General features: G+C 33.2%; 26 protein-coding genes. 10 read left to right on the plus strand and 16 right to left on the minus strand.

Features of this window, described 5'->3' with window-relative positions; genetic code table 11:
• Positions 1 to 76: 76 nt before the first annotated feature.
• The 3 genes from IRZ99_RS17160 to IRZ99_RS17170 all read right to left on the minus strand — a co-directional run bounded on the left by IRZ99_RS17160 (position 77) and on the right by IRZ99_RS17170 (position 1,439).
• Positions 77 to 535, minus strand: a complete 459-nt coding sequence (locus tag IRZ99_RS17160; protein ID WP_194658422.1) for a tRNA (cytidine(34)-2'-O)-methyltransferase — start codon at positions 533 to 535, stop codon at positions 77 to 79.
• Positions 536 to 609: 74 nt separating this feature from the next.
• Complete coding sequence (locus IRZ99_RS17165; RefSeq protein ID WP_194658423.1) at positions 610 to 1,182, minus strand: pseudouridine synthase; 573 nt, start codon at positions 1,180 to 1,182, stop codon at positions 610 to 612.
• Positions 1,183 to 1,229: 47 nt separating this feature from the next.
• Complete coding sequence (locus IRZ99_RS17170) at positions 1,230 to 1,439, minus strand: hypothetical protein (RefSeq protein WP_194658424.1); 210 nt, start codon at positions 1,437 to 1,439, stop codon at positions 1,230 to 1,232.
• Positions 1,440 to 1,645: 206 nt separating this feature from the next.
• Between IRZ99_RS17170 and IRZ99_RS17175 the strand changes: the two genes are divergently transcribed.
• On the plus strand, positions 1,646 to 2,014 hold the full coding sequence (locus tag IRZ99_RS17175; protein ID WP_194658425.1) for a hypothetical protein: 369 nt from the start codon (positions 1,646 to 1,648) through the stop codon (positions 2,012 to 2,014).
• Between the two features lie 164 nt (positions 2,015 to 2,178).
• On the plus strand, positions 2,179 to 2,931 hold the full coding sequence (locus IRZ99_RS17180) for an SDR family NAD(P)-dependent oxidoreductase (protein ID WP_194658426.1): 753 nt from the start codon (positions 2,179 to 2,181) through the stop codon (positions 2,929 to 2,931).
• 58 nt (positions 2,932 to 2,989) lie between these two features.
• On the opposite strand, the gene IRZ99_RS17185 is transcribed toward IRZ99_RS17180, so the two are convergent.
• From IRZ99_RS17185 to IRZ99_RS17200, 4 genes are all read right to left on the minus strand, one after another.
• Positions 2,990 to 3,550 (minus strand): MepB family protein, encoded by a 561-nt coding sequence (locus IRZ99_RS17185; protein ID WP_370527670.1) that lies wholly within the window; start codon positions 3,548 to 3,550, stop codon positions 2,990 to 2,992.
• 60 nt (positions 3,551 to 3,610) lie between these two features.
• On the minus strand, positions 3,611 to 5,353 hold the full coding sequence (locus IRZ99_RS17190; protein WP_194658427.1) for a hypothetical protein: 1,743 nt from the start codon (positions 5,351 to 5,353) through the stop codon (positions 3,611 to 3,613).
• Positions 5,350 to 5,904 (minus strand): RNA polymerase sigma factor, encoded by a 555-nt coding sequence (locus IRZ99_RS17195; protein WP_194658428.1) that lies wholly within the window; start codon positions 5,902 to 5,904, stop codon positions 5,350 to 5,352. Before IRZ99_RS17195 ends, IRZ99_RS17190 begins: the two co-directional genes overlap by 4 nt.
• Before the next feature lie 263 nt (positions 5,905 to 6,167).
• Positions 6,168 to 7,043, minus strand: coding sequence for a protease complex subunit PrcB family protein (locus IRZ99_RS17200; protein WP_194658429.1), 876 nt, complete (start codon positions 7,041 to 7,043; stop codon positions 6,168 to 6,170).
• A gap of 193 nt (positions 7,044 to 7,236) precedes the next feature.
• On the opposite strand from IRZ99_RS17200, the gene rmuC reads away from it, so the two are divergent.
• From rmuC to IRZ99_RS17220, 4 genes are all read left to right on the plus strand, one after another.
• Positions 7,237 to 8,610: a DNA recombination protein RmuC gene (gene rmuC / locus IRZ99_RS17205; protein WP_194658430.1), complete on the plus strand. Its 1,374-nt coding sequence runs from the start codon at positions 7,237 to 7,239 to the stop codon at positions 8,608 to 8,610.
• Between the two features lie 32 nt (positions 8,611 to 8,642).
• Positions 8,643 to 9,191 (plus strand): acyl-CoA thioesterase, encoded by a 549-nt coding sequence (locus IRZ99_RS17210; RefSeq protein ID WP_026984070.1) that lies wholly within the window; start codon positions 8,643 to 8,645, stop codon positions 9,189 to 9,191.
• Between the two features lie 30 nt (positions 9,192 to 9,221).
• Positions 9,222 to 9,614, plus strand: a complete 393-nt coding sequence (locus IRZ99_RS17215) for a VOC family protein (RefSeq protein ID WP_194658431.1) — start codon at positions 9,222 to 9,224, stop codon at positions 9,612 to 9,614.
• A gap of 235 nt (positions 9,615 to 9,849) precedes the next feature.
• Positions 9,850 to 10,419, plus strand: coding sequence for a YceI family protein (locus IRZ99_RS17220; protein ID WP_194658432.1), 570 nt, complete (start codon positions 9,850 to 9,852; stop codon positions 10,417 to 10,419).
• A 2-nt stretch (positions 10,420 to 10,421) separates the two neighbouring features.
• On the opposite strand, the gene IRZ99_RS17225 is transcribed toward IRZ99_RS17220, so the two are convergent.
• Positions 10,422 to 11,333 carry a TIGR01777 family oxidoreductase gene (locus IRZ99_RS17225; protein WP_194658433.1) on the minus strand — a complete coding sequence of 304 codons (912 nt, stop codon included), beginning with the start codon at positions 11,331 to 11,333 and terminating at the stop codon, positions 10,422 to 10,424.
• A 96-nt stretch (positions 11,334 to 11,429) separates the two neighbouring features.
• On the opposite strand from IRZ99_RS17225, the gene IRZ99_RS17230 reads away from it, so the two are divergent.
• From IRZ99_RS17230 to IRZ99_RS17245, 4 genes are read left to right on the plus strand one after another with little or no spacing between them, the layout of a single operon-like run.
• On the plus strand, positions 11,430 to 12,092 hold the full coding sequence (locus IRZ99_RS17230) for a TetR family transcriptional regulator C-terminal domain-containing protein (protein WP_194658434.1): 663 nt from the start codon (positions 11,430 to 11,432) through the stop codon (positions 12,090 to 12,092).
• Positions 12,089 to 13,393 (plus strand): AarF/ABC1/UbiB kinase family protein, encoded by a 1,305-nt coding sequence (locus IRZ99_RS17235; protein ID WP_194658435.1) that lies wholly within the window; start codon positions 12,089 to 12,091, stop codon positions 13,391 to 13,393. Before IRZ99_RS17230 ends, IRZ99_RS17235 begins: the two co-directional genes overlap by 4 nt.
• A 38-nt stretch (positions 13,394 to 13,431) precedes the next feature.
• Complete coding sequence (locus tag IRZ99_RS17240; protein WP_194658436.1) at positions 13,432 to 14,115, plus strand: SDR family NAD(P)-dependent oxidoreductase; 684 nt, start codon at positions 13,432 to 13,434, stop codon at positions 14,113 to 14,115.
• A 9-nt stretch (positions 14,116 to 14,124) separates the two neighbouring features.
• Positions 14,125 to 15,543, plus strand: a complete 1,419-nt coding sequence (locus IRZ99_RS17245) for an SDR family oxidoreductase (protein ID WP_194658437.1) — start codon at positions 14,125 to 14,127, stop codon at positions 15,541 to 15,543.
• 19 nt (positions 15,544 to 15,562) lie between these two features.
• On the opposite strand, the gene IRZ99_RS17250 is transcribed toward IRZ99_RS17245, so the two are convergent.
• From IRZ99_RS17250 to IRZ99_RS17285, 8 genes are all read right to left on the minus strand, one after another.
• Entirely contained in the window at positions 15,563 to 16,858 is a 1,296-nt protein-coding gene (locus IRZ99_RS17250; RefSeq protein WP_194658438.1) for a deoxyribodipyrimidine photo-lyase, read from the minus strand.
• A 47-nt stretch (positions 16,859 to 16,905) separates the two neighbouring features.
• Entirely contained in the window at positions 16,906 to 17,382 is a 477-nt protein-coding gene (locus IRZ99_RS17255) for an SRPBCC family protein (RefSeq protein WP_194658439.1), read from the minus strand.
• A 9-nt stretch (positions 17,383 to 17,391) separates the two neighbouring features.
• Positions 17,392 to 17,832, minus strand: coding sequence for a sterol desaturase family protein (locus IRZ99_RS17260; protein WP_194658440.1), 441 nt, complete (start codon positions 17,830 to 17,832; stop codon positions 17,392 to 17,394).
• A gap of 85 nt (positions 17,833 to 17,917) precedes the next feature.
• Positions 17,918 to 18,757: a phytoene/squalene synthase family protein gene (locus IRZ99_RS17265; RefSeq protein WP_194658441.1), complete on the minus strand. Its 840-nt coding sequence runs from the start codon at positions 18,755 to 18,757 to the stop codon at positions 17,918 to 17,920.
• A gap of 4 nt (positions 18,758 to 18,761) precedes the next feature.
• Positions 18,762 to 20,228: an NAD(P)/FAD-dependent oxidoreductase gene (locus IRZ99_RS17270; RefSeq protein WP_194658442.1), complete on the minus strand. Its 1,467-nt coding sequence runs from the start codon at positions 20,226 to 20,228 to the stop codon at positions 18,762 to 18,764.
• A gap of 36 nt (positions 20,229 to 20,264) precedes the next feature.
• Positions 20,265 to 21,164, minus strand: coding sequence for a MerR family transcriptional regulator (locus IRZ99_RS17275; protein ID WP_194658443.1), 900 nt, complete (start codon positions 21,162 to 21,164; stop codon positions 20,265 to 20,267).
• Positions 21,165 to 21,239: 75 nt separating this feature from the next.
• Entirely contained in the window at positions 21,240 to 22,199 is a 960-nt protein-coding gene (locus IRZ99_RS17280; RefSeq protein ID WP_194658444.1) for an ion channel, read from the minus strand.
• Between the two features lie 15 nt (positions 22,200 to 22,214).
• Positions 22,215 to 24,284, minus strand: coding sequence for a CotH kinase family protein (locus IRZ99_RS17285; RefSeq protein WP_194658445.1), 2,070 nt, complete (start codon positions 24,282 to 24,284; stop codon positions 22,215 to 22,217).
• Positions 24,285 to 24,383 lie beyond the last annotated feature (99 nt).

Here is a 24,383-nt window from a genome sequence, read left to right on the forward strand (position 1 = left end):
CTCCGCTGGAGCTCCAAGTGGTGATTTAATATTGGGCTATAAACATAACGCTCCTCTGGAGCTTATAATTATAATCTTAAATTTTCTTCAACCCAATCTGTCTCTTAGCCTCACCAACCACAAAAGCAACAGAATTAGCAATATTAAAACTTCGAATTAATTTCGACATCGGAATCGTTAAATGATTTTCGAAACGAGCTAAAACTTCTTTGCTTAAACCAACACTTTCTTTTCCGAAAACCAACCAGTCTCCATCCTGAAAATCATTTTCCAAGTAGGATTTATCAGCATGCGAACTCATCAAGAAAACACGCGACTGATCCGGAATCTGCTGAATCCATTCTTCTATATTTTGATATTCGGTAACGTCAAGATGCACCCAATAATCCAAACCGGAACGTTTCAGATTTTTATCGTTAATCACAAATCCGAAAGGATGAATTAAATGTAAGCGACTTTCAGTTCCTACACATAAGCGTCCAATGTTTCCAGTATTATTTGGTATTTCAGGTTCTACAAGAACAACGTTTAGCATTTTTTTGAGTTAAGAGTTATGAATTATAGGTTAAGAGTTTCAAGCTTTTAATAATTATCTAATTGACACATTTTCTAATTATCTAATTTAAAATCGGAAACTTCCAAAACTTCACCAGCTTTTAAGTTTTGCAAATATACATTTCCTATTCGAACGCGAACCAGTCTTAAAGTCGGAAAACCAACCGCTGCAGTCATTTTACGAACCTGGCGAAACTTTCCTTCATTTATAGTGATTGAAGCCCACGAAGTTGGACCATGACGTTCATCTCTAATCTTCTTTGCTCTTGGTCCAAAATCAGGAATTTCAGTAACAATAAAAGCTTTGCAAGGTTTGGTTTTGTATTTTCCGCCATCAAAACCAATTTCGACTCCTTTTTGCAGTTCTTCAATTGCTTCTGGAGTTATTACGCCATCAACTTGTACATAATATTCTTTGTCGACTTTTTTGCTTCTTATCAGCTCGCTTACTTTTCCGTCTGTCGTTAGCAAAAGCAATCCTTCAGAATCTTCGTCCAGACGGCCAATTGCCATCGTTCCTTCAGGAAAATTATATAATTCACCCAAAAGCTTTTTCTTTCTTTTTAGTTCGTAAATAAATTGGCTTAAATAGCCGTAAGGTTTAAAAAGAATGAAATGTTGATGCATATTGTAATTTTTATGCAAAGATAGTTTTGTTTCAGGAGTATTTCCAATTAATCCTTAAGTTCGGTTTTCATTTTCTTCAGCCATAAAGCCACAAACCAAATCACAGTTATACCAAATAAGATTAATAACGGAGTATAATAATCCTTAAAGAAATCGTGAAAATAACTTCCAATTAAAATATAGGCAGAAGCGATGCAAAGTTTTATTAGGATAAACTCAGCATTTGACCAACTCGTTTTTGTTTTGAAAAAATTCATAATTCCTGATTCTAGTAATGCTTTAAAAAGCGATTTATGAAATATTAAACTTCAATACTAATTTACTATTATTTTGATAATTATACTGTTGCAAACTATAGGATAAGAATGAAAATAATTTTTTAGAATCCAAAAGCTATGTTAAATGACTTAGTTTTAAAAGCGAAAATTCGTACTATTATGTAGTAATGAAAAAACACAATGTCATGGAAAATAATAATCTAGGCTCAAAAAAGATAAATGGAGCTCAAAAAAATATAGACGATTCTAAAGGAAAAAATGTTTCGCACGATACTGAATTACATGAATCAGAATTGAAAAAAGAAGTCGTAGCAGATACAGATGGAAATAAAGAAATCGTAGACCGAGCTAGAAATGTAAATGAAAAAATTGAAGAAACTTCAAAGCAAATCAATCCGGATAATCCAAATGCCAATCGTGGTGTCTCGACAGAAGAAGAAGCTAAAAAAACAGTTGAGAATAAAGATCGTAATTCAGATGTTACTCCAAATCGTTATCCTAATTCAAATCCGGAAAGTCATGAAGATAGAGGAAATATGAAACTGGATGAATAATTTCTATTCTTCTAAATAATGATTTTTTCGCAGAAATGATCCGATTTTTCCGGAAATAACATTTGATTAGCATACTGCGTTAATCTTATTCTAAACTTCCTTTTTGATCGCATAAGCCATCAGGATCTTCGTAAATTGTGGCAACAAATTTAAATTTTAAGAATATGGCACTTTTAGAAAACAAAGTTGCTTTTGTTTCCGGTGGAGGTTCAGGAATTGGACGTGCAGTGGCAGAAGCTTACGCTCGTGAAGGAGCAAAAGTAGTACTTTCAGATATAAATGTAGAACATGGTGAAGAAACCGTAAAAGCAATAAAGGAAAGTGGTGGAGAAGCTTTTTTTGTAAAAGGTGATTCATCGAGTGCGATTGATAACAAACATATGGTTGAAGTAACCGTTTCAAAATACGGACGGTTTGACATTGCGTGCAATAATGCCGGAATGGGTGGCCCTGCGAAACCAACGGGAGAATATGAACCAGAAGCATGGGATAAGGTAATTGCATTGAATTTAAGCGGCGTTTTTTACGCTTGTCGCTATCAGTTAGAGCAAATGGAAAAAAACGGTGGAGGCAGCATTGTTAATATCGCTTCGATTCATGGGCAGGTTGCCGCCCCACTTAGTCCGGCCTATACCGCTTCTAAACACGGAGTTGTGGGATTGACAAAAAATATTGCTGCCGAATATGCATTAAAAAACATTCGTTGCAATGCCGTTGGCCCCGGTTACATAGAAACTGCTTTACTAAAAGATAATTTGAATAAAGATATGATGGAGGCTATTGCTGCAAAAGCACCAATGAACCGATTAGGAACTTCCGAAGAAATTGCCGAATTAGTTGTATTTCTAAGCTCTGAAAAATCATCTTTTACAACAGGAAGCTATATTATTGCTGATGGTGGCTATACTGCTGTTTAAAATTAGCAATCAAATGGAATAAAAAACGGCTGTCTATTTATGACAGCCGTTTTTTATGCTAGTAATCCAGTAATTTTTTAAAAGTATCAAAATCGGGTTTTGGAGCTATTTCGAAAAAGTAATCCAATTGCCAACGCTGTGTTTTTTGGGCTTGTCTGTTTGTCGTTTCGTCCCATGGAGGATAAACTCTGAAGGCTCTTTTTCCATCTTTAGCTGCTGTCGAAAAGATTTCTTTTTCTAATAACACTGCTTTTGGGAAAATAAACTGACCAAAAAGATTTCCTTTTCTAACACTGATGAAGACAAAATCGATTAAATCAGAGGAATCAAAAGGCTCAATAGTTCCTAATCTGCTTCGTTTCCATAAAGTCACAAATTGACCCGTTTTTGTGGGAGTAATTTTGGCTTCACGGTAACAAATAAATTTTTCATTGAGATAAAAACGGTAGGCATTATAATCAATGCTTTCACTTTCCTGCTGTGGTTGCGAACAGTCAAAATCAAAACAATCATAAACCAGTTCTTTTGTCAAAAGCAAATCTCGGGGTATAGATTTGTGATTTGTCCAATGGTTTTTTACGATCATTTTGTGAAGACTCGCTTTTAAGCTTGTTTTCAAAATTATTGTAGGTTTAGGGGGTGTGTAGGTTTTTGGGTGTTAAATATATTGTTTTTTTATTTAAAATGAAACATTTAATCCGAAATTTAAGCCCCATTGAAACTGATTAAAAGATTGACTGTTCAATGGATTTACGTAATAATTCATGGCTGGTTCTACAAAAACATTTGTTTTTTTGTAAATACGATATTGTAGCGTGCTGCTTAATGTAGAGCCGTATACAAAATCATTCGCGTTTATATTTTCTCCCAGTGAATTTCCGTCTATAGCAACATTGTTAGAAATTAGTTTTCCTACAAAACCTCCTGTGTTTAAACTAATAGAAGCTTTGTTTTTAGAAAAAACAGCATAGGAAACTTCTAATGGCATCTCTACATATCGTAAGCTTTGATCTAAATTTCCACTCTGAACATTATTGCTGGTCAATGCATTTTTAGTTGAATTAGAAACCAATACATAGCCTTCGCTACTTGCGATTTGTGGAACAGTAGGGTTTTTTATAAAATAATCACCAGTTGTAAGGAAAGCATTGTTGGCTGTTTTTATATAAGAAACATTAGCAACACTCTGGCCTAATTCGTTGATTTTGATACCAGAACCAACTGCCCATTTTTTATTGATTTTATATTTAGTTTTAACACCGTACGTACTGCTTTGTTTGGAGTCGTTTGCGTTGCCTAAAGTTTTTTCATTTTTATAGTTTTCAGAATTGGCGATTCCTGCAAAAACTTCAAGAGCCCATTTTTCAGCTGTTGAGGCATTTTTTGATTTTTTTTCATTTCCTTTTTTAACTTCAGGAGTTATACCTTTTTCTAAATTTTGAAGTTCTGCTAATTGAACAGAATCTTGTTTGCTCAAAACAGTATTAAATTTTGAATTGCTTTTTGAATTATCAGCTAACGCTTTTTCTGTTTTAATAGTTGTTGTTGGTACAGCTTCTTTTTTGTTGGCAATTGCTGCTATTTGTTTATTGTTTGAATCTGATTTTGAAGTTCCTAAAGCTAGACTGGCTGAAGTTGAATTCGATTGATTTTCAAAAATAGAAGTTGGTAGCTGATTTTTTGAGAACGAATTAAACTGATTTTGTTTTCCGGTCTTAAAAGTTTTTTCCGCTACAGCTTGATTTGCCTGTCTTTTTTCAGGGCCAAAGCCTTGGTTTTTTGAAAAAGAATTGAATTGATTTTGATTTCCAATCGTATACGTTTTTTCAGCTACGGCTTGATTTCCATTTCTCTTTTGAGAATTTAAATTTTTATTCTTCGAAAAAGTTGAAATGACTTGGTTTTCTTTTTCAGAAATTCTTGTTTGTTCAGCAACGGTCTGGTTTACATTTATTTTTCCTGAATTTAATTTTACGCTTGAAGTCCCGGCATCATTTTTAGAATCAGCATGAGCAACTGCGGTTTCTTTTGTTTGATTTTCTTCAGTATTATTAGGGGTGTTTTTTGAACTTTCTTCAGAAGAACTTTCTACAATTTCAGATTGCTTTTCGGTGCTGTTTTCTTCTGTAGAAATTGTTCTGGTAGTATTAAGATTTTTTTTATTCTCATCTATAACAACACTGTTATTTCCTCCGGTACCATTAGTAATAGTCTGGATTCCATTATTTGAGCTAAAATATAAAACAGAAGGCAATAACAAGCCCAATAACAGGCATGCCGCTGCTGACCACCAAAGAATAGCTCTCTTTTTCTTTTTAGGTTGGTCCAGTTTTTCTTCAATGTTTGCCCACAATTCAGGAGGCGGAATACTTGAAAAGTTTTCCATTGATGAAAAAATATCTTCTATATTCTGCTTTTTCATGCTATTTTAAAATTTTTTTTTATGCTCAAAATCCTTTTCTGCAAAATCCCTTTCGCCCGGTTTAAATTTGATTTTGATGTTCCTTCTGATATTTTTAATAATTCGGCTATGTCTTTGTGTTTCATCTTTTCAAAAACATATAAGTTAAAAACGGTTCGATACTGATCGGGTAAATCCTGAATATATTCTAACAGTTTTTCGTGTTCTATCGGAATCGACTCTAATTCTTCTTCCTCAATAAAATCAGTGTCAGGATCAAAAACATCCAAAAAGAAACTTTCTTTTTTCTTTTTATTTAAAGTTTCGATAAGTTTATTTATGAAAATACGTTTTAACCAGCCTTCAAAACTTCCTTCAAATTTGTACTGGCTTATTTTTTGAAAAACAATTACAAATGCTTCCTGGAAAACATCTTTGGCATCATCTTCATTTTTCATATATTTCAGGCAAATACCATACAAGACAGGAGAGAACAACTGATAAATTTTCAGCTGTCCATCTCTGTCATTTTGCATGCATTGTCGAATATATTTTTCTAAATCGTCTTTCAAAAATGGTTTTATTTGGTTTTGCAAAAATAGTTTTTATAAACTTAAAAAGCTACCTTTTATAAATACTACGCGCAGTATATGTTTAATTTTAACGATTGTTAAGTTTTGATTATCAGTATTTTCAATGATATAAGTATTGTCTTCAAGAGAATCAGGCCGTAGTCTGGTTTTCAGGAAAACAATACTTTTTTGGGTTAACCTGAATATTATTCAAATTCCTACATCGTTTATTGGCGTAGAAGTCAGTTGAAAATGTAATCTTATTATTTTAAACTTGTAATTTTATCCTGAATAGTTTTTTTGAATAGTTTTACTTCTGAACTTTGATCAGCAGTATCGTTTGGGTCAATGAAAATTTTAGTAACTACTGAACCTTGGGTCAACTGGAAATAAATACCTCCCTGCTCTGCTGAACCTGGTGTTCCGTATGTTTTAGTCTGTCCTTTTAAGTTTAAAATTTCGGTTGGTACTTTACTCAAGAATAAAGTATAATCGTCTCTTTTTGTTACTGTAGAGTATTTATATTGGTTGAAATCATACTTACCAGCTACTACATTTAGGAATTTTTGGATATTGTAATTGTTTATCTGAAAGAATTTTTGACAATCAGCTCCTGTACATTTATCGTTGTAGCTTCCAATTACGACGTTGTCAGAAGTCTCTGTTGTTCTGTTAAAAATGATTGGTTTTGATGTTCTTGGTATCAAAATAAAATCTGACGGAAAAGTTGGAGAAGATGATATTGTTTCTCCCGCTTGTGGCCCTTTTTCGTAAAAATTAATAACCATCTGACAGTTGTTTTCTACAATATTTGTAATTTTTATAGCATAACCACTTGTAGGTTTTGCTCCAGCAAAAATTCCAACTAAGAATTTTTGAGTAAAATCGATATTAGGATCACTTGCAACTGTACAAGTATTTTCGTGTTTTGTAAAGTAGTACTCCATTTTTTCAGTTGAGCTTACTACAATTGCAGAAGGATTAGTTGGTAAAGTTTTTACTGCATAATTGCATAATAGTGGAAATCCTGTAAAAGATACATCTGAGCTTGCTCCGCAATCTACATTAAGATCATCATTACTAAGGGAACAGGCACTAAATCCAAAAGCTATGAACAAGCTTAACATTAATTTTTTCATGGTAATATTTTTAATAGTTTATACTTAGTAGATGTGCTTTTTTTAAATGGTTGCGTACGGAGTTATTTTTTTAGCTATATTTTGTTTGAGAATGTTGGTTTAATTTAAGATTGATAATAATTCGTGAAATTTTAATTTTAAAAATTAAGTACTACGTATTATTGCGTACTTTTACGTAAAAAAGAACTTAGTTATGTTTGATTTTCTTCCGTTTTTATTGGCTTTTATTGTGGCTTTATTTCTTGGGATTTACTTAGGAAAAATGTTGTTTTCTGCTAGATTTCAATCAGAAAAGGTCAGTTTGGAAGAAAGATTAAACGCCAATACGAATCAATTGCAATTGCAAAAGGAACAGTTTGAAAGTGAGAAAAGAAATTTTGAGAAGTTACTTCAATTAAATAATGCAGAAAAAGAAAGTATCCGAACTGAAAAAGATAGCCTGGCAATTCAGCTTTCTAAAAAAGAAGTAGATTTTGAAAATTTGTGGGAACGCCATAAAGAGCAAAAAGCAGAAATCACAGAACTTCAGGAAAAATTCACCAAAGAGTTTGAAAATTTAGCCAACAAAATCCTAGAAGAAAAATCGGCTAAATTTACGGAACAGAACAGTGTGAATATGAAGAACATCTTGTTGCCCTTGCAGGATAAAATTCAGGGATTTGAGAAAAAGGTAGAACAAACACACAAAGAAAGTATCGATTATCATGCAGCCTTGCGTCAGCAGATTGTTGGTTTAAGCGAAATGAATGCCCAAATGAGCAAGGAAACGTTGAATCTTACCAAAGCGTTAAAAGGGGATAGTAAAATGCAGGGTAATTGGGGAGAATTGGTTTTGGAACGTGTTTTAGAAAAATCAGGTTTAGAGAAAGGACGGGAATACGAAGTACAGCAAAGTTTTACAAACAGCGAAGGAGCTCGTGTTTTTCCGGATGTCGTTATCAACCTGCCGGATGGCAAAAAAATGATTGTAGATTCTAAAGTTTCTTTGGTTGCCTATGAAAAATGGATCAATGAAGAATCTGAAATTCTGAAAATTGATTATTTAAAAGAACACGTCAATTCTATTAAAAGACACGTAGAACAACTCGGAAATAAAAATTATCACGATTTATATCAAATTGAAAGCCCTGATTTTGTTTTGCTCTTTATTCCTATTGAGCCGGCATTTGCAATTGCATTAAATGAAGATTCAGCCTTATATAATAAAGCATTTGACCGAAATATTGTAATTGTAACGCCAAGCACATTACTGGCAACTTTAAGAACGATTGACAGTATGTGGGCCAATCAGAAGCAGCAGGAAAATGCTTTTGAAATTGCAAGACAAGCCGGAGCTTTATACGATAAATTCGAAGGTTTTGTTGCTGATTTAGTTAGAATTGGAAATAAAATAAAAGACACCAAAAATGAGTACGACAGTGCCATGAATAAATTGGTAGACGGAAAAGGAAACCTGATTTCGAGTGTCGAAAAATTAAAGAAAATGGGAGCAAAGGCTAAAAAGTCGCTTCCTGAAAATATTATTGCCAGAGCTTCAAATACAGATGAAACTCAGCTACTAAACTAAAATATTTACCTACTAAATAATACCACAATTATATGACTGCAGATTTCAAATCCGTTTCTTCATCGAAAATAAGTATTTCCGAATTAATGTTGCCTTCGCACACCAACTTTAGCGGAAAAATTCATGGAGGTTATATTCTTCAATTACTGGATCAGATTGCTTTTGCTTCGGCCTCAAAATTTTCTGGGAACTATTGTGTGACTGCTTCAGTTGATACAGTAAATTTTTTAAAACCAATTGAAGTGGGAGAATTGGTTACCATGAAAGCCTCTGTTAATTATGTGGGTAGAAGTTCGATGGTGGTTGGAATTCGCGTTGAAGCAGAAAATATTCAGACAGGTGCTGTTAAACATTGTAATTCGTCTTATTTTACAATGGTTGCCAAAGATAAAGAAGGTAAAAGCGTGCAAGTACCCGGACTTATTTTGTCGAATTTAGAAGAGGTTCGTCGTTTTAGAAAAGCAATTAAACATAATGAAGCCAAAAAGGAATTTCAGGAACATGAAAAAATTGCCAAAGTAAATTCGATTGAAGATTTGGCAAGTCTTGATCAATATAATGTACTTTTAGAAATTAGTTAAAGGGGAAAGTTTAATTTAGATCAGATCAAAATGGTAAAATTTGGATATACAATTTTATATGTAGAAAATGTAGAAGAGTCAATTGTATTTTATGAAAATGTATTTGGTTTTTCAAGAAAATTTATCGCACCGGGCAATGATTATGGTGAATTAATTACAGGTGAAACGACACTTTCGTTTGCATCAAAGAAACTGGCAGGCGAAAATTTAAAAGATGGTTTTGTTGAAAGTAGCTTAGAAAATAAACCTTTTGCCATTGAAATTGGTTTTATAACTGATGATGTTCCGGAGTTGGTTCAAAAAGCGACTTCTTTTGGAGCAGTGCTGGTAAAAGAACCAACTGCAAAGCCTTGGGGGCAAGTTGTGGCTTACGTTAGGGATCTGGATGGATTTTTAGTGGAGATTTGTACTGAAATAAAATAGTTTAGAAAGCATTTCACAAACAACATTTTACATTTTACACCAGTAAAACATTTCACAAATATTTAGCATATTGCAGCAACTAATAGCTAGAAAATTTCGTAACTTTAAGTATAGATAAGTTACTAAAATTTCACGGAGTATTGCCATTCGATTTTTTAAAAAAAATCAGATTCTTTTTTTAGTTAATCCCCACTAAAAAAAACCGAATGACATAATTGTTTAATTGCTGACGATTATGAAAAGAACTACATTATTAATCCTGCTTTTTTCTGCATTTTCTTTATTTGCTCAGGAAAAATTTACGACCAATACGGCAACTGTAAATTTTGAGGCTTCAGTGCCTTTATTTGAGGAAGTAAAAGCAGTTAATAGATCTGTTGCGATTGTTTTGGAACCTAAAACAAGCGTTTTCATCTGTACCGTTGTTGTCAAAGATTTTCGTTTTAAACTGGACTTGATGCAAGAACATTTTAACGATAATTATATGGAAAGTAATCGCTATCCTAAAGCGGTTTTTAAAGGTAAAATTGCAAAATTTGATTTGAAGGATATCAATGAAACTGAAAAAGAATATGTAATAAAGGGTAAATTGACTGTTCGTGGTAAGTCAAAGGAAATTGAAGTGAAAGCTTATTTGAAAAGAGTGAATGAGGGAATACAGATTCATTCTGATTTTCCAATTGCTGTATCTGATTTTAATATTCAAATACCGAATCGGATAGCTGAGAAAATTTCACAAACGGCAAATACGGATTTAATTGGAGTAATACGAAATGAAGATGCTTTCTTGATTACTTTGAAATAAAATCAGGATAAGCTGGTAGAAAGTGTTGCTTCAATATCATTATATTGAAATTCGAAACCTGCTTTTTTTATTTTTTCAGATGAAATTCTTTGTCCTTCCAAAACAGCAATACTCATTTTACCCAATCCAAGCTTAATAAGAAACTCTGGTATATTAGGAAGCCAAATAGCATACCCATATAAATGCGCCAGAATTCTTGATAGAGTTGCATTGGTAGTATTATCAGTAATAGTGGCATTGTATGCACCTTGCATTTCAGTGTCAACTATTGCTTTGAGGTAAATCTGGCATAAATCTTCTACATGAATCCAGGGTAAATATTGTTTTCCTGAGCCTAAAATCGCACCAAAACCAGCTTTGAAACTGGGCATTATTTTTTTTAGAAATCCTTCATCTTTTCCAAGAACAATTCCAGTCCGGATTTTTACTGTTCTAATTCCTAATAAAGTAATCTGATCAGCAGCCTGTTCCCATTGCTGGCAGGTAATTCCTAAAAAGTCGTTTGCAGGAGGTGTTTTTTCAGTACAGATTTCCTGACTTGTAATAGCGCCATAAATTCCAACCGCAGATGCCGAAATAAAAGCGTCTAAAGTTTTATTGTTTTCTTTTAAAATAGAAAAAATCAGTTCGATTGGTTTTACACGACTTTCCAGAATTGCTTTTTTGCGTTTTTTAGTCCATCGTTTTTCTACAATTCCTTCGCCAGCCAAATGAATAATATAATCAGCATTTAGAATAGCATCTTTCTCAATAAAATTATCCTTTAGATTCCATTTATAGTAAGTGATAGCGGGCGTATTTTTTCTGATAGAGCGGCTTAAAATAGATACCGTAAATCCGTTTTCGATAAGAACATCAGTAAGATGCTTGCCGATAAAACCAGTTCCTCCAGTGAGTAAAACATTCTTAGCCATTATATTATAATATATTTAACAGTGCATCTTGTTTAACGATAAGTAAAGGTACTTAAACATTCCTTACCTTTAGGGCAAATTCTAAATTTAAATGAAATGGCTACTAAAAAGAAGATAATCACCAAGGACGATATCGTTTCAATGTACATGAATGAAGTTTTAGAAAAGGGACAAAAGCCAAAATCAGTTTATCATTTTGTCAAAGAAAATGATTTTACAGAGGCGGAATTTTATGCCTTTTTTGGAACACTGGAAGGTTTAGAAAAAGAGATCTTCAAACTCTTTTTAGTCAATACCATTGATTTGCTTCATAAAAATTCGGATTATCAGGAATATGATATGAAGAATAAAATGTTGAGTTTTTATTTCACATTCTTCGAGATTCTAACAGCCAACAGAAGCTATGTTTTACAGTCATTAAAACTCGATAGAAATCCATTAAAAAATTTAGTGCAACTTACTTCGCTCCGTGAATCGTTTAAAGAATATGTTTCTGAAATCCTGACAGACGATTACAGATTGGAGCAAGAGAAATTTCAAAAATTCCAGGAAAAAGGAATTCAGGAGAGTGCATGGCTACAATTGATGATGACCATAAAATTCTGGATGGATGATGAATCTGCTGCTTTTGAGAAAACAGATATTTTTATCGAAAAATCAGTTAATGCTTCATTCGAATTGATGAATGTAGCGCCACTAAATCATTTGATAGATTTTGGAAAATTTCTGTTCAAAGAAAAAATATACAGCAAACAATGAAAACAATCGATTATATACCAACATCAAAAATAGAAAGAGCTGGAAAACTAGTGCAGACCGGAGCTAAAATAGGGGTAAACTATGTTAAACATTACGCCGAAAAAATGGTCAATCCGGACTTAACAAGAGATAAATTAAACGAAAACAATGCCGAAGATATTTATGACGGATTAAAGAGCCTGAAAGGAAGTGCGTTGAAAGTCGCTCAAATGTTGAGCATGGACAAAAACTTTTTACCTCAGGCTTATGTCGAGAAATTTTCATTATCGCAGTTTTCTGTTCCGCCACTTTCGGCACCATTGGTTTTAAAAACGTTTAAAACGAATTTCGGAAAAACACCTTATGAAATCTTTGATGAATTCAATGCTAATTCGGTCAATGCAGCAAGTATTGGTCAGGTTCATTTGGCAAAGAAAAATGATAAAAAACTGGCAGTTAAAATTCAATATCCGGGCGTTGCCAATAGTATTTCTTCAGATTTGGCTTTGGTGAAACCTATTGCGATCAGAATGTTTAATTTGCAGGGAAAAGATTCAGATAAATATTTTAAAGAAGTTGAAGACAAACTGATTGAAGAAACCAATTATTTATTAGAATTAAAACAAAGTCAGGAAGTTGTTGAAGCCTGCAGTAAAATTGAAAATATAATCTTTCCGAATTATTATCCGGAGTTTTCATCAGAGAAAATTATCACGATGGACTGGATGACGGGAATTCACCTCTCGGAGTTTACGGCTAAAAATACAGATCAGGAAGTAGGAGATAAATTGGGTCAGGCGCTTTGGGATTTCTATATGTATCAAATTCATGTTTTGAAAAAAGTACATGCAGATCCGCATCCCGGGAACTTTTTAGTGAACGATCAAAATCAGTTAATTGCCTTAGATTTTGGTTGTATGAAACAAATTCCTGAAGATTTTTATGTGCCGTATTTTGAGTTAATTAACAAAAATGTAATTACAGATCCAGCACTTTTCAATCAGAAATTATTCGAATTAGAAATTCTACGTCAAGATGATACACCTTCAGAAATAGAATATTTTACAGAGATGTTTCATGATTTATTGTCGCTTTTTACAAAACCTTTTAAAGATGAGACCTTCGATTTTGCCGATGAAAGTTTTTTCGAAAGCATTGCTAAATTAGGGGAACGTTTCTCAAACGATACTGCCCTCAAAAAAATGAACGGAAATCGCGGTTCTAAGCACTTTATTTATATGAATCGAACTTTCTTTGGTTTGTATAATTTAATGTTTGATTTGAAAGCGAAAATTGTCGTTACGAATTATTTGAAGTATTAGCTTTTTATATCCTTCAATAAAAATAAAAACCAAAGTACATGAAAAACATTGTAGTTATTGGAGGAAGTCGAGGTATAGGAAGATCAATTTTGATAGACCAATTAAAATCGAATCGTATTTATAATATTAGCCGTAGTCTAACAGATTTGAAACACGTTAATTTAACTCATTTTAGTTTAGATGTTCTTACTGATCAGCTACCCGATATTGAAAATGTTGATGTTTTAATTTATTGTCCGGGTTCAATTACGCTAAAATCAATTTCTGGTTTGAGTGTTGATGATTTTAGAAATGATTTTGAGATCAATGTTATCGGTGCAGTTAAAGCAATCCAGAAATACCTGCCTGTTTTAAAAAAGGGTAATAAGCCTTCAATAGTATTGTTTAGTACGGTGGCTGTAAAATTAGGAATGCCTTTTCATGCCAGTATAGCAACAGCAAAAGCTGGTGTTGAAGGTTTGGTGAAATCACTAGGTGCGGAGTTAGCTCCTTTTATTCGTATTAATGCTATTGCTCCAACAATAACAGAGACGTCACTTTCAGCTTCTATTTTGCGTAATGATCGTATGAGAGAAAATATGGCAGAACGGCATCCGATGAAAAGTTATTTAAAACCAGATGAAGTAGCCGGGATGGTCGATTTTTTAATTTCAGAGAGAGCAAATTCGATTTCAGGCCAAATTGTTCAAATGGATTATGGTTTGGTAAGCTTTAAACTTTAAACTAATCTCATGAAAATTCTGTTAACAGGTGCAACTGGTTACGTTGGAAAACGTCTTTTATTAGTTTTGGCAAGTCAGGGCCACCATATTGTATGCTGTGTAAGAGATAAAAATAGATTTTATGTGCCAGAAGAATTTCGGGAGAACATACAAATTATAGAGGTTGATTTTCTTAAGAAAGAAACTTTGGAAAAGATTCCCAAAAATATTGACGCTGCTTTTTACCTCATTCATTCGATGTCTGGTTCTGATGTGAATTATGATGAACTTGAAAGTATATCAGCAACTAATTTCGTTTTAGAAATAAATAAAACTTCGGCACTGCAAGTCGTATATTTAAGCGGAATAGTAAACGATAAATCGCTCTCAAAACATTTATCGTCCAGAAAAAATGTCGAAAGTATTTTAGGAAAATCTACAGTGCCACTAACAACATTGAGGGCTGGGATTATTGTAGGTTCCGGAAGTGCCTCTTTTGAAATCATTCGTGATTTGGTAAATAAACTTCCTGTAATGATTACTCCTAAATGGCTCAATACAAAATGCCAGCCAATAGCCATAAATGATGTTTTGGAATTTCTCTCAAAATCTCTTTTAAATCCACTAACTTATGATCAAAGTTTTGATATTGGCGGCCCTGATATTTTAACCTATAAAGAAATGTTATTGGCTTTCGCCGAGGCAAAAAAACTAAAAAGATATATTTTTACGATTCCGGTAATGACGCCGAAATTATCTTCTTACTGGCTTTATTTTGTTACTTCAACTTCATATAAATTGGCTACTGCGCTTGTCAGCAGCATGAAGGTGGAAGTCATCTGCAAAGATCAACGCATTAATGAATTGCTAGATGTTAAGCCTATGAGATATAAAGAAGCTCTTTCCAGAGCTTTAATAAAAACGGAAGAAAATAAAGTGGCATCAAGTTGGAAAGATTCTCTTATAAGCGGACGTTTTAGCAATAACATTTCAGAGCACATAAAAGTTCCTAAAAAAGATTGTTATATCGATAGGCGTAAAATGAAAATACAAGATCATAAGTATACGCTTGATCGGATTTGGTCAATTGGTGGTGAAAACGGATGGTATTATGGTAACTGGCTTTGGAGTTTTAGAGGTTTTATTGATAAGTTATTTGGTGGGGTAGGATCTCGTCGTGGCCGAACCAATAAAAATGATATTCATCCGGGCGATGTTTTAGATTTTTGGCGTGTTTTATATGCAAATAAAGAGGAAGGAAAATTAATTTTGTATGCTGAAATGAAGTTGCCTGGTGAAGCCTGGCTCGAATTCAAAATAATACGCAATACTTTGTATCAGGCTGCGACATTTAGACCTAAAGGTTTTTTAGGAAAGCTTTATTGGTATTCTGTTTTACCCTTTCATGGTTTTATCTTCAACGGAATGTTGCATAAATTGATTAAGTAGTTGAAATATGAATTTTGATTTATTTCAAAATCCCCGCTTTATAAGTCGAAATAGCACGATCTCGTGCAAAAGCGTGATCAACCATAGGTTCGTTATAACCCAAATCAAATTCTGGAATCCATTTAAGAATGTAGATTCCTTTTTCGTCAAATTTTTTCTGTTGAATTTCGGGATTAAAAACTCTGAAGTACGGTGCTGCATCGCAACCTGTTCCAGCGGCCCATTGCCAGTTCCCAACGTTGGAGGCCAATTCAAAATCTAATAATTTCTCTGCAAAATAAGCTTCGCCCCATTGCCAGTTAATAAGTAAGTGTTTGCATAAAAAACTGGCGACTACCATACGAACCCGGTTGTGCATATAACCCGTTTCATTCAGTTGACGCATTCCTGCATCGACCATCGGGTAACCTGTTGTTCCGGAACACCAACGTTTAAAATCGTCTTCGTTGTTTCTCCACTGAATGCCATCGTAAGCCGATTTGAAATTGTGATTAACGCAATTTGGAAAGCTGAAAAGAATCTGAATAAAAAATTCTCTCCAGATTAATTCGCTCAAAAAAGTTTGATTTTTTCGGTTGGCCCAATTCACTAACTTCCGAATACTCACAGTTCCAAAACGTAAATGTGGTGACAGATAAGAAGTGCTGTCTAAAGCCGGAAAATCCCGGGTTTCTTTGTAATTGGCAATTTGTGTCAAATTATGAGGAAGGACTTTTATACTGCTTCTTTCAAAACCTATTTCATTTAATTCAGGGAAATTAAACTGAATTTTAGCAAAATTATCGAATAATGATTCTGAATTATATTCTGATACGCCGCCTGAAAGATGATATTTTTCCAGCCATTTATTTTTGTACGGAGTATAAACGGTATAAGGTAGCCCGTCTGCTTTTGTGATTTCTTTTTCTTCAAAAATTACATGATCTTTAAAGGGAAAAGTTTCAATATTATTTTCTTTCAGTAAAGAAGAAATGGCTAAATCACGTTTAATAGCAAAAGGTTCGTAATCTTTATTAAAGAAAACCTGCTGAAAATCATACTCTTCAATAAGTGATTTCCAGACTTCAATAGTTTTTCCTTTTTTAATTAAAAGCGAAGAATCAATTGAATGAAGTTGTTTGTCTATTTTTTGAAGCGAATCATAAATAAAACTTATCCGTGCATCATTTTTAGGAAGATTCTCTAAAATATCATCATCAAAAATAAATAATGGAATTACAGTAAAGTCTGATTGTAGAGCATGAAATAATCCGGTATTGTCTTCTAAACGCAAATCGCGTCTAAACCAGAAAAGGGTAACTTTTTGTTTGGTCATTTTAATTTACTGAAGAAATATTTTTTTATCTAAATGCGCTAATCGATTTAATTTTCAACCAATACTTTTGAATTGAATAACTCTTCAATTTTATTGTGACGATAATCAAAAATGGTTTTTAGTTTGCTCCTTACAACAAGACTATTTATTATTCTTCCTAAGTATCCTAGTGGGAGTGCATAATGTACGATGTCAGTCATTTTTGTTCCATCTTCTGTTGGTTCAAAAAAATGTTTATGGTGCCATAAGGCATAAGGCCCAAAACGCTGCTCGTCTATGAAATATTGATTTTCTTTTGAAACTGTAATGATGGTTACCCAATTAATTTTAATGCCTAAAAGAGGCTTTAAAGTATAGGTGATAATTTGGCCTGGATACATACGTTTACCGTCAAAATCCTGAATTTCAAAACTCATATTATCGAGCGTTATGGTTTGAAGATTTTTTGGACTTGAAAAGAAATTCCAACATTCTTCGACACTTATGTTTACATGTTGAACAGTTTCTATTTTGTATACTTTCATAAAATCAATTTACATTTTATAATACTTAAAAGGAACAAATAACATTCCGAAACATTCTCCTTCTTCTTTTCCTAAATGTTTATGGTGAATTTTATGTGCTTTTCGTAACCCGATGAGGTACTTATTTTTGGTGTTTTTAAACCATTTAAAACGCTGATGAATCAGAACATCATGAATTAAAAAATAGCAAACGCCATATAAAGTTACGCCACAGGCAATAAAAAACAAATAATTGAATCCGCCCTGAACGCCAAAATAAAAAAGTACAATACTCGGAATGGCAAAAATGACAAAGAAAATATCGTTTCGTTCAAAAGCGTGATCGTATTTTGGTTGGTGATGATCTGCGTGAAAGTACCACATTAATCCGTGCATCACATATTTGTGCGTAAGCCAGGTAACGCATTCCATAAAAAGAAAAACACCTAAAAAGATTAAGAAAGAAATCATTTTTTTATTTGTTGAAATATTAAAGTTGCAATTAAAATCACTGAAATTTTAACCTGAAAATATAAAAGATTGACTCTATAAATTATCAGACTAATTTTAGCTTATAAGTTACAAAAGATTGGGCTAAAAGTCCCGCTTTTGTGTAATTTGAAACCCTGATTCGTGAATTTCCAATTTCATAATAAGGCGTATTTTTTAATTTCTGAAGTAGCTTTTTGTAATAAATATAAGCAGTATAAACGCCAAATTTTGCTTCAATCGGAAGTTTTACAATTCCCTGATAGGCAATTTTAAAATCTTCTTCGATTTCTTTGATGATTGCCGTTTTAGCATTTTCATCAAAAGATTTTAAATCGACTCCGGGAAAATAATTTCGATTTAAAACTAAATTATCGTCTTTTAAATCCCTTAGAAAATTTACTTTTTGAAAAGCAGAACCCAATCGCATTGCTTCGTGTTTTAAGTGGTCGTATTTTTGATTGTTTCCCTTTACAAAAACCTTTAAACACATTAATCCCACAACATCTGCCGAACCGTAGATGTAATCTTCGTATTCCATTTGCGTATTGTAAGTTGATTTTATTAAGTCTAGTTTCATGCTTTTAAGAAACGCCTGAACTAAATCATCTGTTATATTGTATTGTTTTACAGTATGCTGAAACGAGTTTAAAATGGGGTTGAGGCTAATACCCATTTCCATGGCTTTGTAGTGTTCTTTCTCAAAATCATTGATGAGGTTTTCTTTGTCGTACTCATGAAAAGAGTCGACAATTTCATCAGCAAAACGAACAAAGCCGTAAATGCTGTAAATGCCATCTCTAATACTTGGCGAGAGCATTTTTACGGCAAGCGAAAAAGAAGTGCTGTAGTTTTGGGTAACCAATTTGCTGCACTTTATAGAAACGGTGTCAAATAGTGATTTCATCTTTTTACGATCTTAGAGATTGGTGAATTAATTCAGCTACTAATTTTCCCGAAATTAAAGCGGGCGGAACTCCCGGGCCAGGAACAGTTAATTGTCCTGTGAAATATAAATTACGAACTTTTTTGCTCTTTAGTTTTGGCCTTAAGAAAGCAGTTTGTAAAAGTGTGTTAGCCATTCCGTAGGCATTTCCTTTGTAAGCATTATAATCTGTTACAAAATCATTTTTGCAGAAGGATCTTTTAAATATAATATTATTTTTAATTTTTTGTTGTGTAAGTTCCTCAAAACGAGTGATTATTTTTTCAAAATATTCTTCCCGAAGTTCTTCTGTATCTTTGATTCCCGGTGCTAAGGGAATTAAAAAGAAGCCGCTTTCCATTCCGTTTGGTGCTGCAGACGCATCTGTTTTTGATGGAAAGTTGGCGTAGAACAGCGGAGCTTCTGGCCATTTTGGTTGATCATAAATGTCGGCTGCGTGCTGGTTAAAATCAACATCAAAAAATAAAGCGTGATGGGTAATGTTCTCTATTTTTTTATCAAAACCAACAAAAAATAAAAGAGAAGAAGGTGCAAAAACACGACTTCCCCAATATTTTTCTGAATAGCTTCTATATGTTTCGTCGAGTAAGGTTTCAGTATGCTGATAATCGGCACCACTTAAAATGATATCCGCTTTTATGGTTTTTCCGTTAATTATGATTGCGGTTGCCGTTTTGTTTTCAACTATAATTTTTTCAATTGATGCATTTGTTTCAATTGTAACACCCAATTCCGTTGCCAGTTTTTCAATGCCACGAACGACATCAAACATTCCGGTTTTTGGATGCCAGGTTCCTAAACCAAAATCGGCATAATTCATAAAATTATAAAAAGATGGTGTTTTGGTTGGTTTGGCACCTAAAAATAAAACAGGGAATTCGAGAATCTGAATTAGTCGCTCGTTTTTAAATTTCTTCCGAATATCAGTACTTACATTACTGAAGAACTGATTTAATTTTAATGCAGTTTGTGGCGTGATTAGTTCTAATGGAGAAACTCCAGGGCGATAAACCAAATCTTTAATTGCAATATCATAATTGCTTTTGGCCTGATTAATAAAAGTTTCCAGTTTTGATCCGCTTCCTTTTTCAATACTTTCAAAAGTGGTTTTTATTGCTTCAAGATTATCATAAATATTGATGAAGTCATTTATTCCAAAATAAACACGGTACGCCGGATTTAGTTTGATGAGTTCATAATAATCGTCTGTTTTTTTATTGAAATCGCTGAAGAATTTTTCAAAAACGTCTGGCATCCAGTACCAGCTTGGTCCCATGTCGAAAGTAAAACCGTCTTTTTTAAATTGTCTTGCCCGACCGCCTATAGATTCGTTTTTTTCATAAATAGTTACCTTGTTACCTTGTTGTGCCAGGTAACAAGAAGCGGCTAACGAAGAGAAGCCTGAACCTATTATTGTGATAGTTTTTGTCATTGTTTAACAAATATACAAAAACTTTAAACAAAACAATTATATTCTTTCCAGAGTCTCGTCCATCGAGTAGAAAAGTTTTATTCTTTCAGGTAAAACAGTCTGATCAATGTGTTCTATCATGCTCCCCATAAGCCAGATTTCGTTGTTTTTCTCCAGTAATTTTTGTCCCATTGATTTTACATATTGATTAATTACGCTACGATCAGGCTGAACGGTCATGAACGAGACAAACGTAATATTCTCAAAATATCGGGTAAGATCCTGTAGGTTTTCAATTGGCATACTTTCTCCTAAATAAATGGTTTTGTAACCTTTTAATAAGATTTCATATTGAATGTACAATAATCCAATTTGGTGAATTTCATTTAAGGGTAACGAAAGAACAAAAACACGATCTTTTTTGGTTGGTTTTAAGATTTGAAGACTTTCCGTATAAATTAAAATCTTTTGTTTAATCAAATGACTTATGAAATGTTCATTTGCCGGACTAATGGTTTCAGATTGCCATAACAATCCCAGTTCTTTTAATAAAGGAAGAAAATGGTCTTTGAAAACTTCGCTAAATGTTTTTTCTGAAATAAGCCAGTCAAAGGTGGTGAAGAATAATTCCTGGTCAAAATTCATCATCGCCATCTTAAAGGATGTGATAGCATAATTTTGAGAATTCTTCTTTGAAATGATTTCACGAACCAGCTGTGGGATTTTTTCTTCCGGGTATGTCGCTATTTTAGATATTTTATATCCGTACTCGTGTAGTAGCGTTATATTTAATAGTTTTTGTAAATTATGTACATTATAAAGCCTGATATTGGTATCAGTTCTCATGGGTTCAAGAATGTTATATCTTTTCTCCCAAATACGAATGGTGTGTGCTTTTATTCCTGATAAATTTTCAAGGTCTTTTATGCTAAAAACGGTCTTTATGTTGTTTATCATTATTACTATTTTGGATGAACAAAAATAGAATAAAATCTGAGATTACATTTAAAACCTGATTAAAATGATAGATTATTAGAAGTTTGTAGTATCATACTGATTTAATTTGTCCAAATACAAGATTGTTTTGGAGCCGTCTTTACTTCTGTTGTACATGGTAACGAATTTTGCACCGTAAATAATTTCATTAAAAGTGTACGATGTTCTGGCTGCCACCGTGTTACTAAACATATCATCAAATGTGGTTATGAAAACTAAAATTTCGCCATGAATTTTTTTGAAATCTTCTTCACTAAAATTATATAACGGACTGGTTTCTGTTATTGGGTGAACTAAGGTCCAGCTTAAAGATAATGCGTTGATTCTGTCAAGTTCTAAATCTAACGCGTAAAATTTGTTTGTGCGTTCGCCATTTTCTTCCACACTCATTCCGAGTGTTACTTTTGCTTTTGCATCTGTAAAATTGGTATTTTTAAAGGGTACAAGGCGAATCATTAAGCCTTTGCCTTCACCATATGGAGAAATTAAGGCATTGTGAGAAAATTTTAGAAACGCTGTTGGTTTACTGAATTTTCCAAAGAATAAACCTGTAGCAATTGCAAAACTTAATAAACCTATTAAAGCTTCTGCAGCTGATAAAGCACTTGTTAAAAAACCATTTGGGCTAATATGCCCGTAGCCCACAGTTGTAAAAGTTTGTGCGCTAAAAAAATAAGCCTGCCCAAATTGTATTAGCACACTTTGAGCTGGTGCAATTCCATCAAGATGTTCAATTCCAATGCCGTAATAAAGTAGTGCAAACACAAAATTGATAGCAATATAGAACGTAAATAAAATAAGCATGAATTTCCAATTGGACATGTCGATCATGGTATGGTACCAACTGATGCGACGCAGGAAATTCATTCCTCTTTTTTCGATATTTGGCGTTCCGTTTTTGTTTACAAATCTACCACCGTAGCTGTTTGCATTGGTTCCGAATCCTGAATTTTTATCTGTCTCGACAATACGGGGTGTTTTTTTTATGAGTGACATCTGTTTTTTGTCAAGTTATTGTTTGATTATTTTTTTGGTGCTGTATCCAGTTTCATTTGAAATGGAAATAAAATATATTCCTTTTGGATAGGAACTCCAGTCTGTTTTTATAGTATTTGAATTTTGTTTTGATTCATATAACAAATGCCCCAGAACATCGTACATTTTATAAGTAAGAATAGGTTGGCTTGCCTCAATATTTAATAAATTGGTCACCGGATTAGGGAACAAAATTAGATTTTTTAATTCATTATTTTCTGGCAGAGATAAATTACTATCTGATACAGCAACCCAGCTTGATGCCAATGCATTATCTAAATCAGTATTTGTAAGCTGTAGGTAATTTCCATTTCCATCTGCAGAAGGCCAGGGAGCTGTGTTGGAATATTCAACAGAATCTATCGTATTGCCAAATCCATCAGCTAATATAAGTTTTTGAGATGTGTTAGATAGATTACGAGAGAATTGTCCAAAAGCAGTTACACCATATTTAGATTCAAAAGAAGTTTTATTGCTTGCAATATAAAGATTTTGATTTGCTAATAAGATTGAGTTGGCTGGAAATTGATAAGAAAGTCCAAGTTCTCTTAAATAAATACCGGTTAAATTTACGGTGGTATTTCCTGTGTTTTTAATTTCTATAAATTCTAGATCATTGCTTATTGGGTAGGTTGTTGAAGTACCTGGATTGTAATTTATTTTTGTGATTGCAAGCGAAGGAATTTCAATATTAGCGCAAGAGTTGAAACTTCCTAATTGATTGGTCATCCAGTTTATTCGGTTAAATAAAAATGATTTTAGATAGTTGATCTCACGTTCATCGTTTGGTATTGTACCCCATTTTTGATTCTCTCTGATTTTTGCTTCACTGATATAACTAATTGTTTCATCTATAAACTGAGTTAGATAATTGAAATTTAAAGGCTGCCCTTCTTGTGTAAGTTCGTTCCATCTTTTTGAAAAATAACATTTAAAAGTACTGTCATTAAAAAGATCTTGCCAAAATTTAGCTCCTTCGTTATCTCCATTCGAAAATTGCCAAACATTGTATTTGCTACGGTCGTAGCCCCAGGAAAATAAATCATTCCCATATGTTAAATTAAAGTCCCAAATTGGGCCCGCACGTAATTTTCCTTCCTTGTCCTTATGAAAGTAGGTACTGTATTGGTAACTATCTGCATTGGATGCCAATTCGGATAAAAGCATGTAATCAACAAATGTCGGCACATCGATAATGGAGGAATAACCTGTTGCTAAATCAGTATTGTGCGAACTGGCATTGCTCTCGAGACTATTAAATTGAGTGTATATATAGGCATTTTGTTGTGTTGTGATGTTTTCTGGTTTTGGTAATTCATGAATAAAATCAACAGTGCCATTGTAAGATGCCATTGTCCACGCTATTGGGTCTCCACCAGTTGTTTTGTCTGATTTTGTAATATACCCGCCGCTAACATTGGGGAGCGTATTGTCTGAATCTGCCATTTTTATAACATTGACTCTATTGATATTCGATTTTATTTTCTCCTGTAAAATGTAAAGCCCCTGGTAAACGTTGTTAATTATTACTTCGCAATAGACAGTCCTTGTAGCATAATCACCAATTTGACGTGACAAATTATAAGAGATATAATCTCGAATGCAGGAAGGATCATAAGCTAATGAATTTAAAATCCAGTCGTTTTCACTAGGCATTCCCAGTAAACTTACATTGTTGTTGCTCGTATTATTGGCTTTTAAAGTGGTAAATCCGTATGGTTTTTTTGGAAGCAATTGAGATGTTGATCCCCTAAGTTCAATGCCTATACGACCATTGTAATCCAGATACGATTCATTAGAACTGTCTGTTAAATAATTTCTGGTTCCATCTGGTCTTTTGATGATTTTCATAGATGCCAGGACTTTAGGATCGTCTGGGATTTCTGTAGGTAAATTAGTAGCGGGGTTAATATCAGTATTAATGATAATAATGGGCAAATTACTATCAGTAAAAGTTTGCGATTTTACATTAGTTGAAAAAAGAAATATAAATAGTATGTAAATGGTATTTGACAGGTAAGATTTTGACAGGTAATGGTTTAGCATAGTTAGATTTTTTAACAAATGTAACCATAATAGATTATTAAAAAAAAAGGAATATTTTTTTGCGAAAAAGCAAAAAAAACAATCTGCAAAAGAATTATA

The organism is Flavobacterium sp. LC2016-12 (assembly GCF_015351595.1).
Lineage (GTDB): Bacteria > Bacteroidota > Bacteroidia > Flavobacteriales > Flavobacteriaceae > Flavobacterium.

What these genes read in the sequence shown, in the direction of transcription:
- IRZ99_RS17265 (WP_194658441.1), bottom strand. Translation starts at nt 18,757, where the DNA reads ATGAAATCACTATTTGACACCGTTTCTATAAAGTGCAGCAAATTGGTT.
- IRZ99_RS17160 (WP_194658422.1), bottom strand. Translation starts at nt 535, where the DNA reads ATGCTAAACGTTGTTCTTGTAGAACCTGAAATACCAAATAATACTGGA.
- IRZ99_RS17180 (WP_194658426.1), top strand. Translation starts at nt 2,179, where the DNA reads ATGGCACTTTTAGAAAACAAAGTTGCTTTTGTTTCCGGTGGAGGTTCA.
- IRZ99_RS17220 (WP_194658432.1), top strand. Translation starts at nt 9,850, where the DNA reads ATGAAAAGAACTACATTATTAATCCTGCTTTTTTCTGCATTTTCTTTA.
- IRZ99_RS17165 (WP_194658423.1), bottom strand. Translation starts at nt 1,182, where the DNA reads ATGCATCAACATTTCATTCTTTTTAAACCTTACGGCTATTTAAGCCAA.
- IRZ99_RS17255 (WP_194658439.1), bottom strand. Translation starts at nt 17,382, where the DNA reads ATGAAAGTATACAAAATAGAAACTGTTCAACATGTAAACATAAGTGTC.
- IRZ99_RS17280 (WP_194658444.1), bottom strand. Translation starts at nt 22,199, where the DNA reads ATGTCACTCATAAAAAAAACACCCCGTATTGTCGAGACAGATAAAAAT.
- IRZ99_RS17170 (WP_194658424.1), bottom strand. Translation starts at nt 1,439, where the DNA reads ATGAATTTTTTCAAAACAAAAACGAGTTGGTCAAATGCTGAGTTTATC.
- IRZ99_RS17225 (WP_194658433.1), bottom strand. Translation starts at nt 11,333, where the DNA reads ATGGCTAAGAATGTTTTACTCACTGGAGGAACTGGTTTTATCGGCAAG.
- IRZ99_RS17190 (WP_194658427.1), bottom strand. Translation starts at nt 5,353, where the DNA reads ATGAAAAAGCAGAATATAGAAGATATTTTTTCATCAATGGAAAACTTT.
- IRZ99_RS17260 (WP_194658440.1), bottom strand. Translation starts at nt 17,832, where the DNA reads ATGATTTCTTTCTTAATCTTTTTAGGTGTTTTTCTTTTTATGGAATGC.
- IRZ99_RS17230 (WP_194658434.1), top strand. Translation starts at nt 11,430, where the DNA reads ATGGCTACTAAAAAGAAGATAATCACCAAGGACGATATCGTTTCAATG.
- rmuC (WP_194658430.1), top strand. Translation starts at nt 7,237, where the DNA reads ATGTTTGATTTTCTTCCGTTTTTATTGGCTTTTATTGTGGCTTTATTT.
- IRZ99_RS17250 (WP_194658438.1), bottom strand. Translation starts at nt 16,858, where the DNA reads ATGACCAAACAAAAAGTTACCCTTTTCTGGTTTAGACGCGATTTGCGT.
- IRZ99_RS17240 (WP_194658436.1), top strand. Translation starts at nt 13,432, where the DNA reads ATGAAAAACATTGTAGTTATTGGAGGAAGTCGAGGTATAGGAAGATCA.
- IRZ99_RS17245 (WP_194658437.1), top strand. Translation starts at nt 14,125, where the DNA reads ATGAAAATTCTGTTAACAGGTGCAACTGGTTACGTTGGAAAACGTCTT.
- IRZ99_RS17235 (WP_194658435.1), top strand. Translation starts at nt 12,089, where the DNA reads ATGAAAACAATCGATTATATACCAACATCAAAAATAGAAAGAGCTGGA.
- IRZ99_RS17275 (WP_194658443.1), bottom strand. Translation starts at nt 21,164, where the DNA reads ATGATAAACAACATAAAGACCGTTTTTAGCATAAAAGACCTTGAAAAT.
- IRZ99_RS17270 (WP_194658442.1), bottom strand. Translation starts at nt 20,228, where the DNA reads ATGACAAAAACTATCACAATAATAGGTTCAGGCTTCTCTTCGTTAGCC.
- IRZ99_RS17210 (WP_026984070.1), top strand. Translation starts at nt 8,643, where the DNA reads ATGACTGCAGATTTCAAATCCGTTTCTTCATCGAAAATAAGTATTTCC.
- IRZ99_RS17200 (WP_194658429.1), bottom strand. Translation starts at nt 7,043, where the DNA reads ATGAAAAAATTAATGTTAAGCTTGTTCATAGCTTTTGGATTTAGTGCC.
- IRZ99_RS17285 (WP_194658445.1), bottom strand. Translation starts at nt 24,284, where the DNA reads ATGCTAAACCATTACCTGTCAAAATCTTACCTGTCAAATACCATTTAC.
- IRZ99_RS17215 (WP_194658431.1), top strand. Translation starts at nt 9,222, where the DNA reads ATGGTAAAATTTGGATATACAATTTTATATGTAGAAAATGTAGAAGAG.
- IRZ99_RS17175 (WP_194658425.1), top strand. Translation starts at nt 1,646, where the DNA reads ATGGAAAATAATAATCTAGGCTCAAAAAAGATAAATGGAGCTCAAAAA.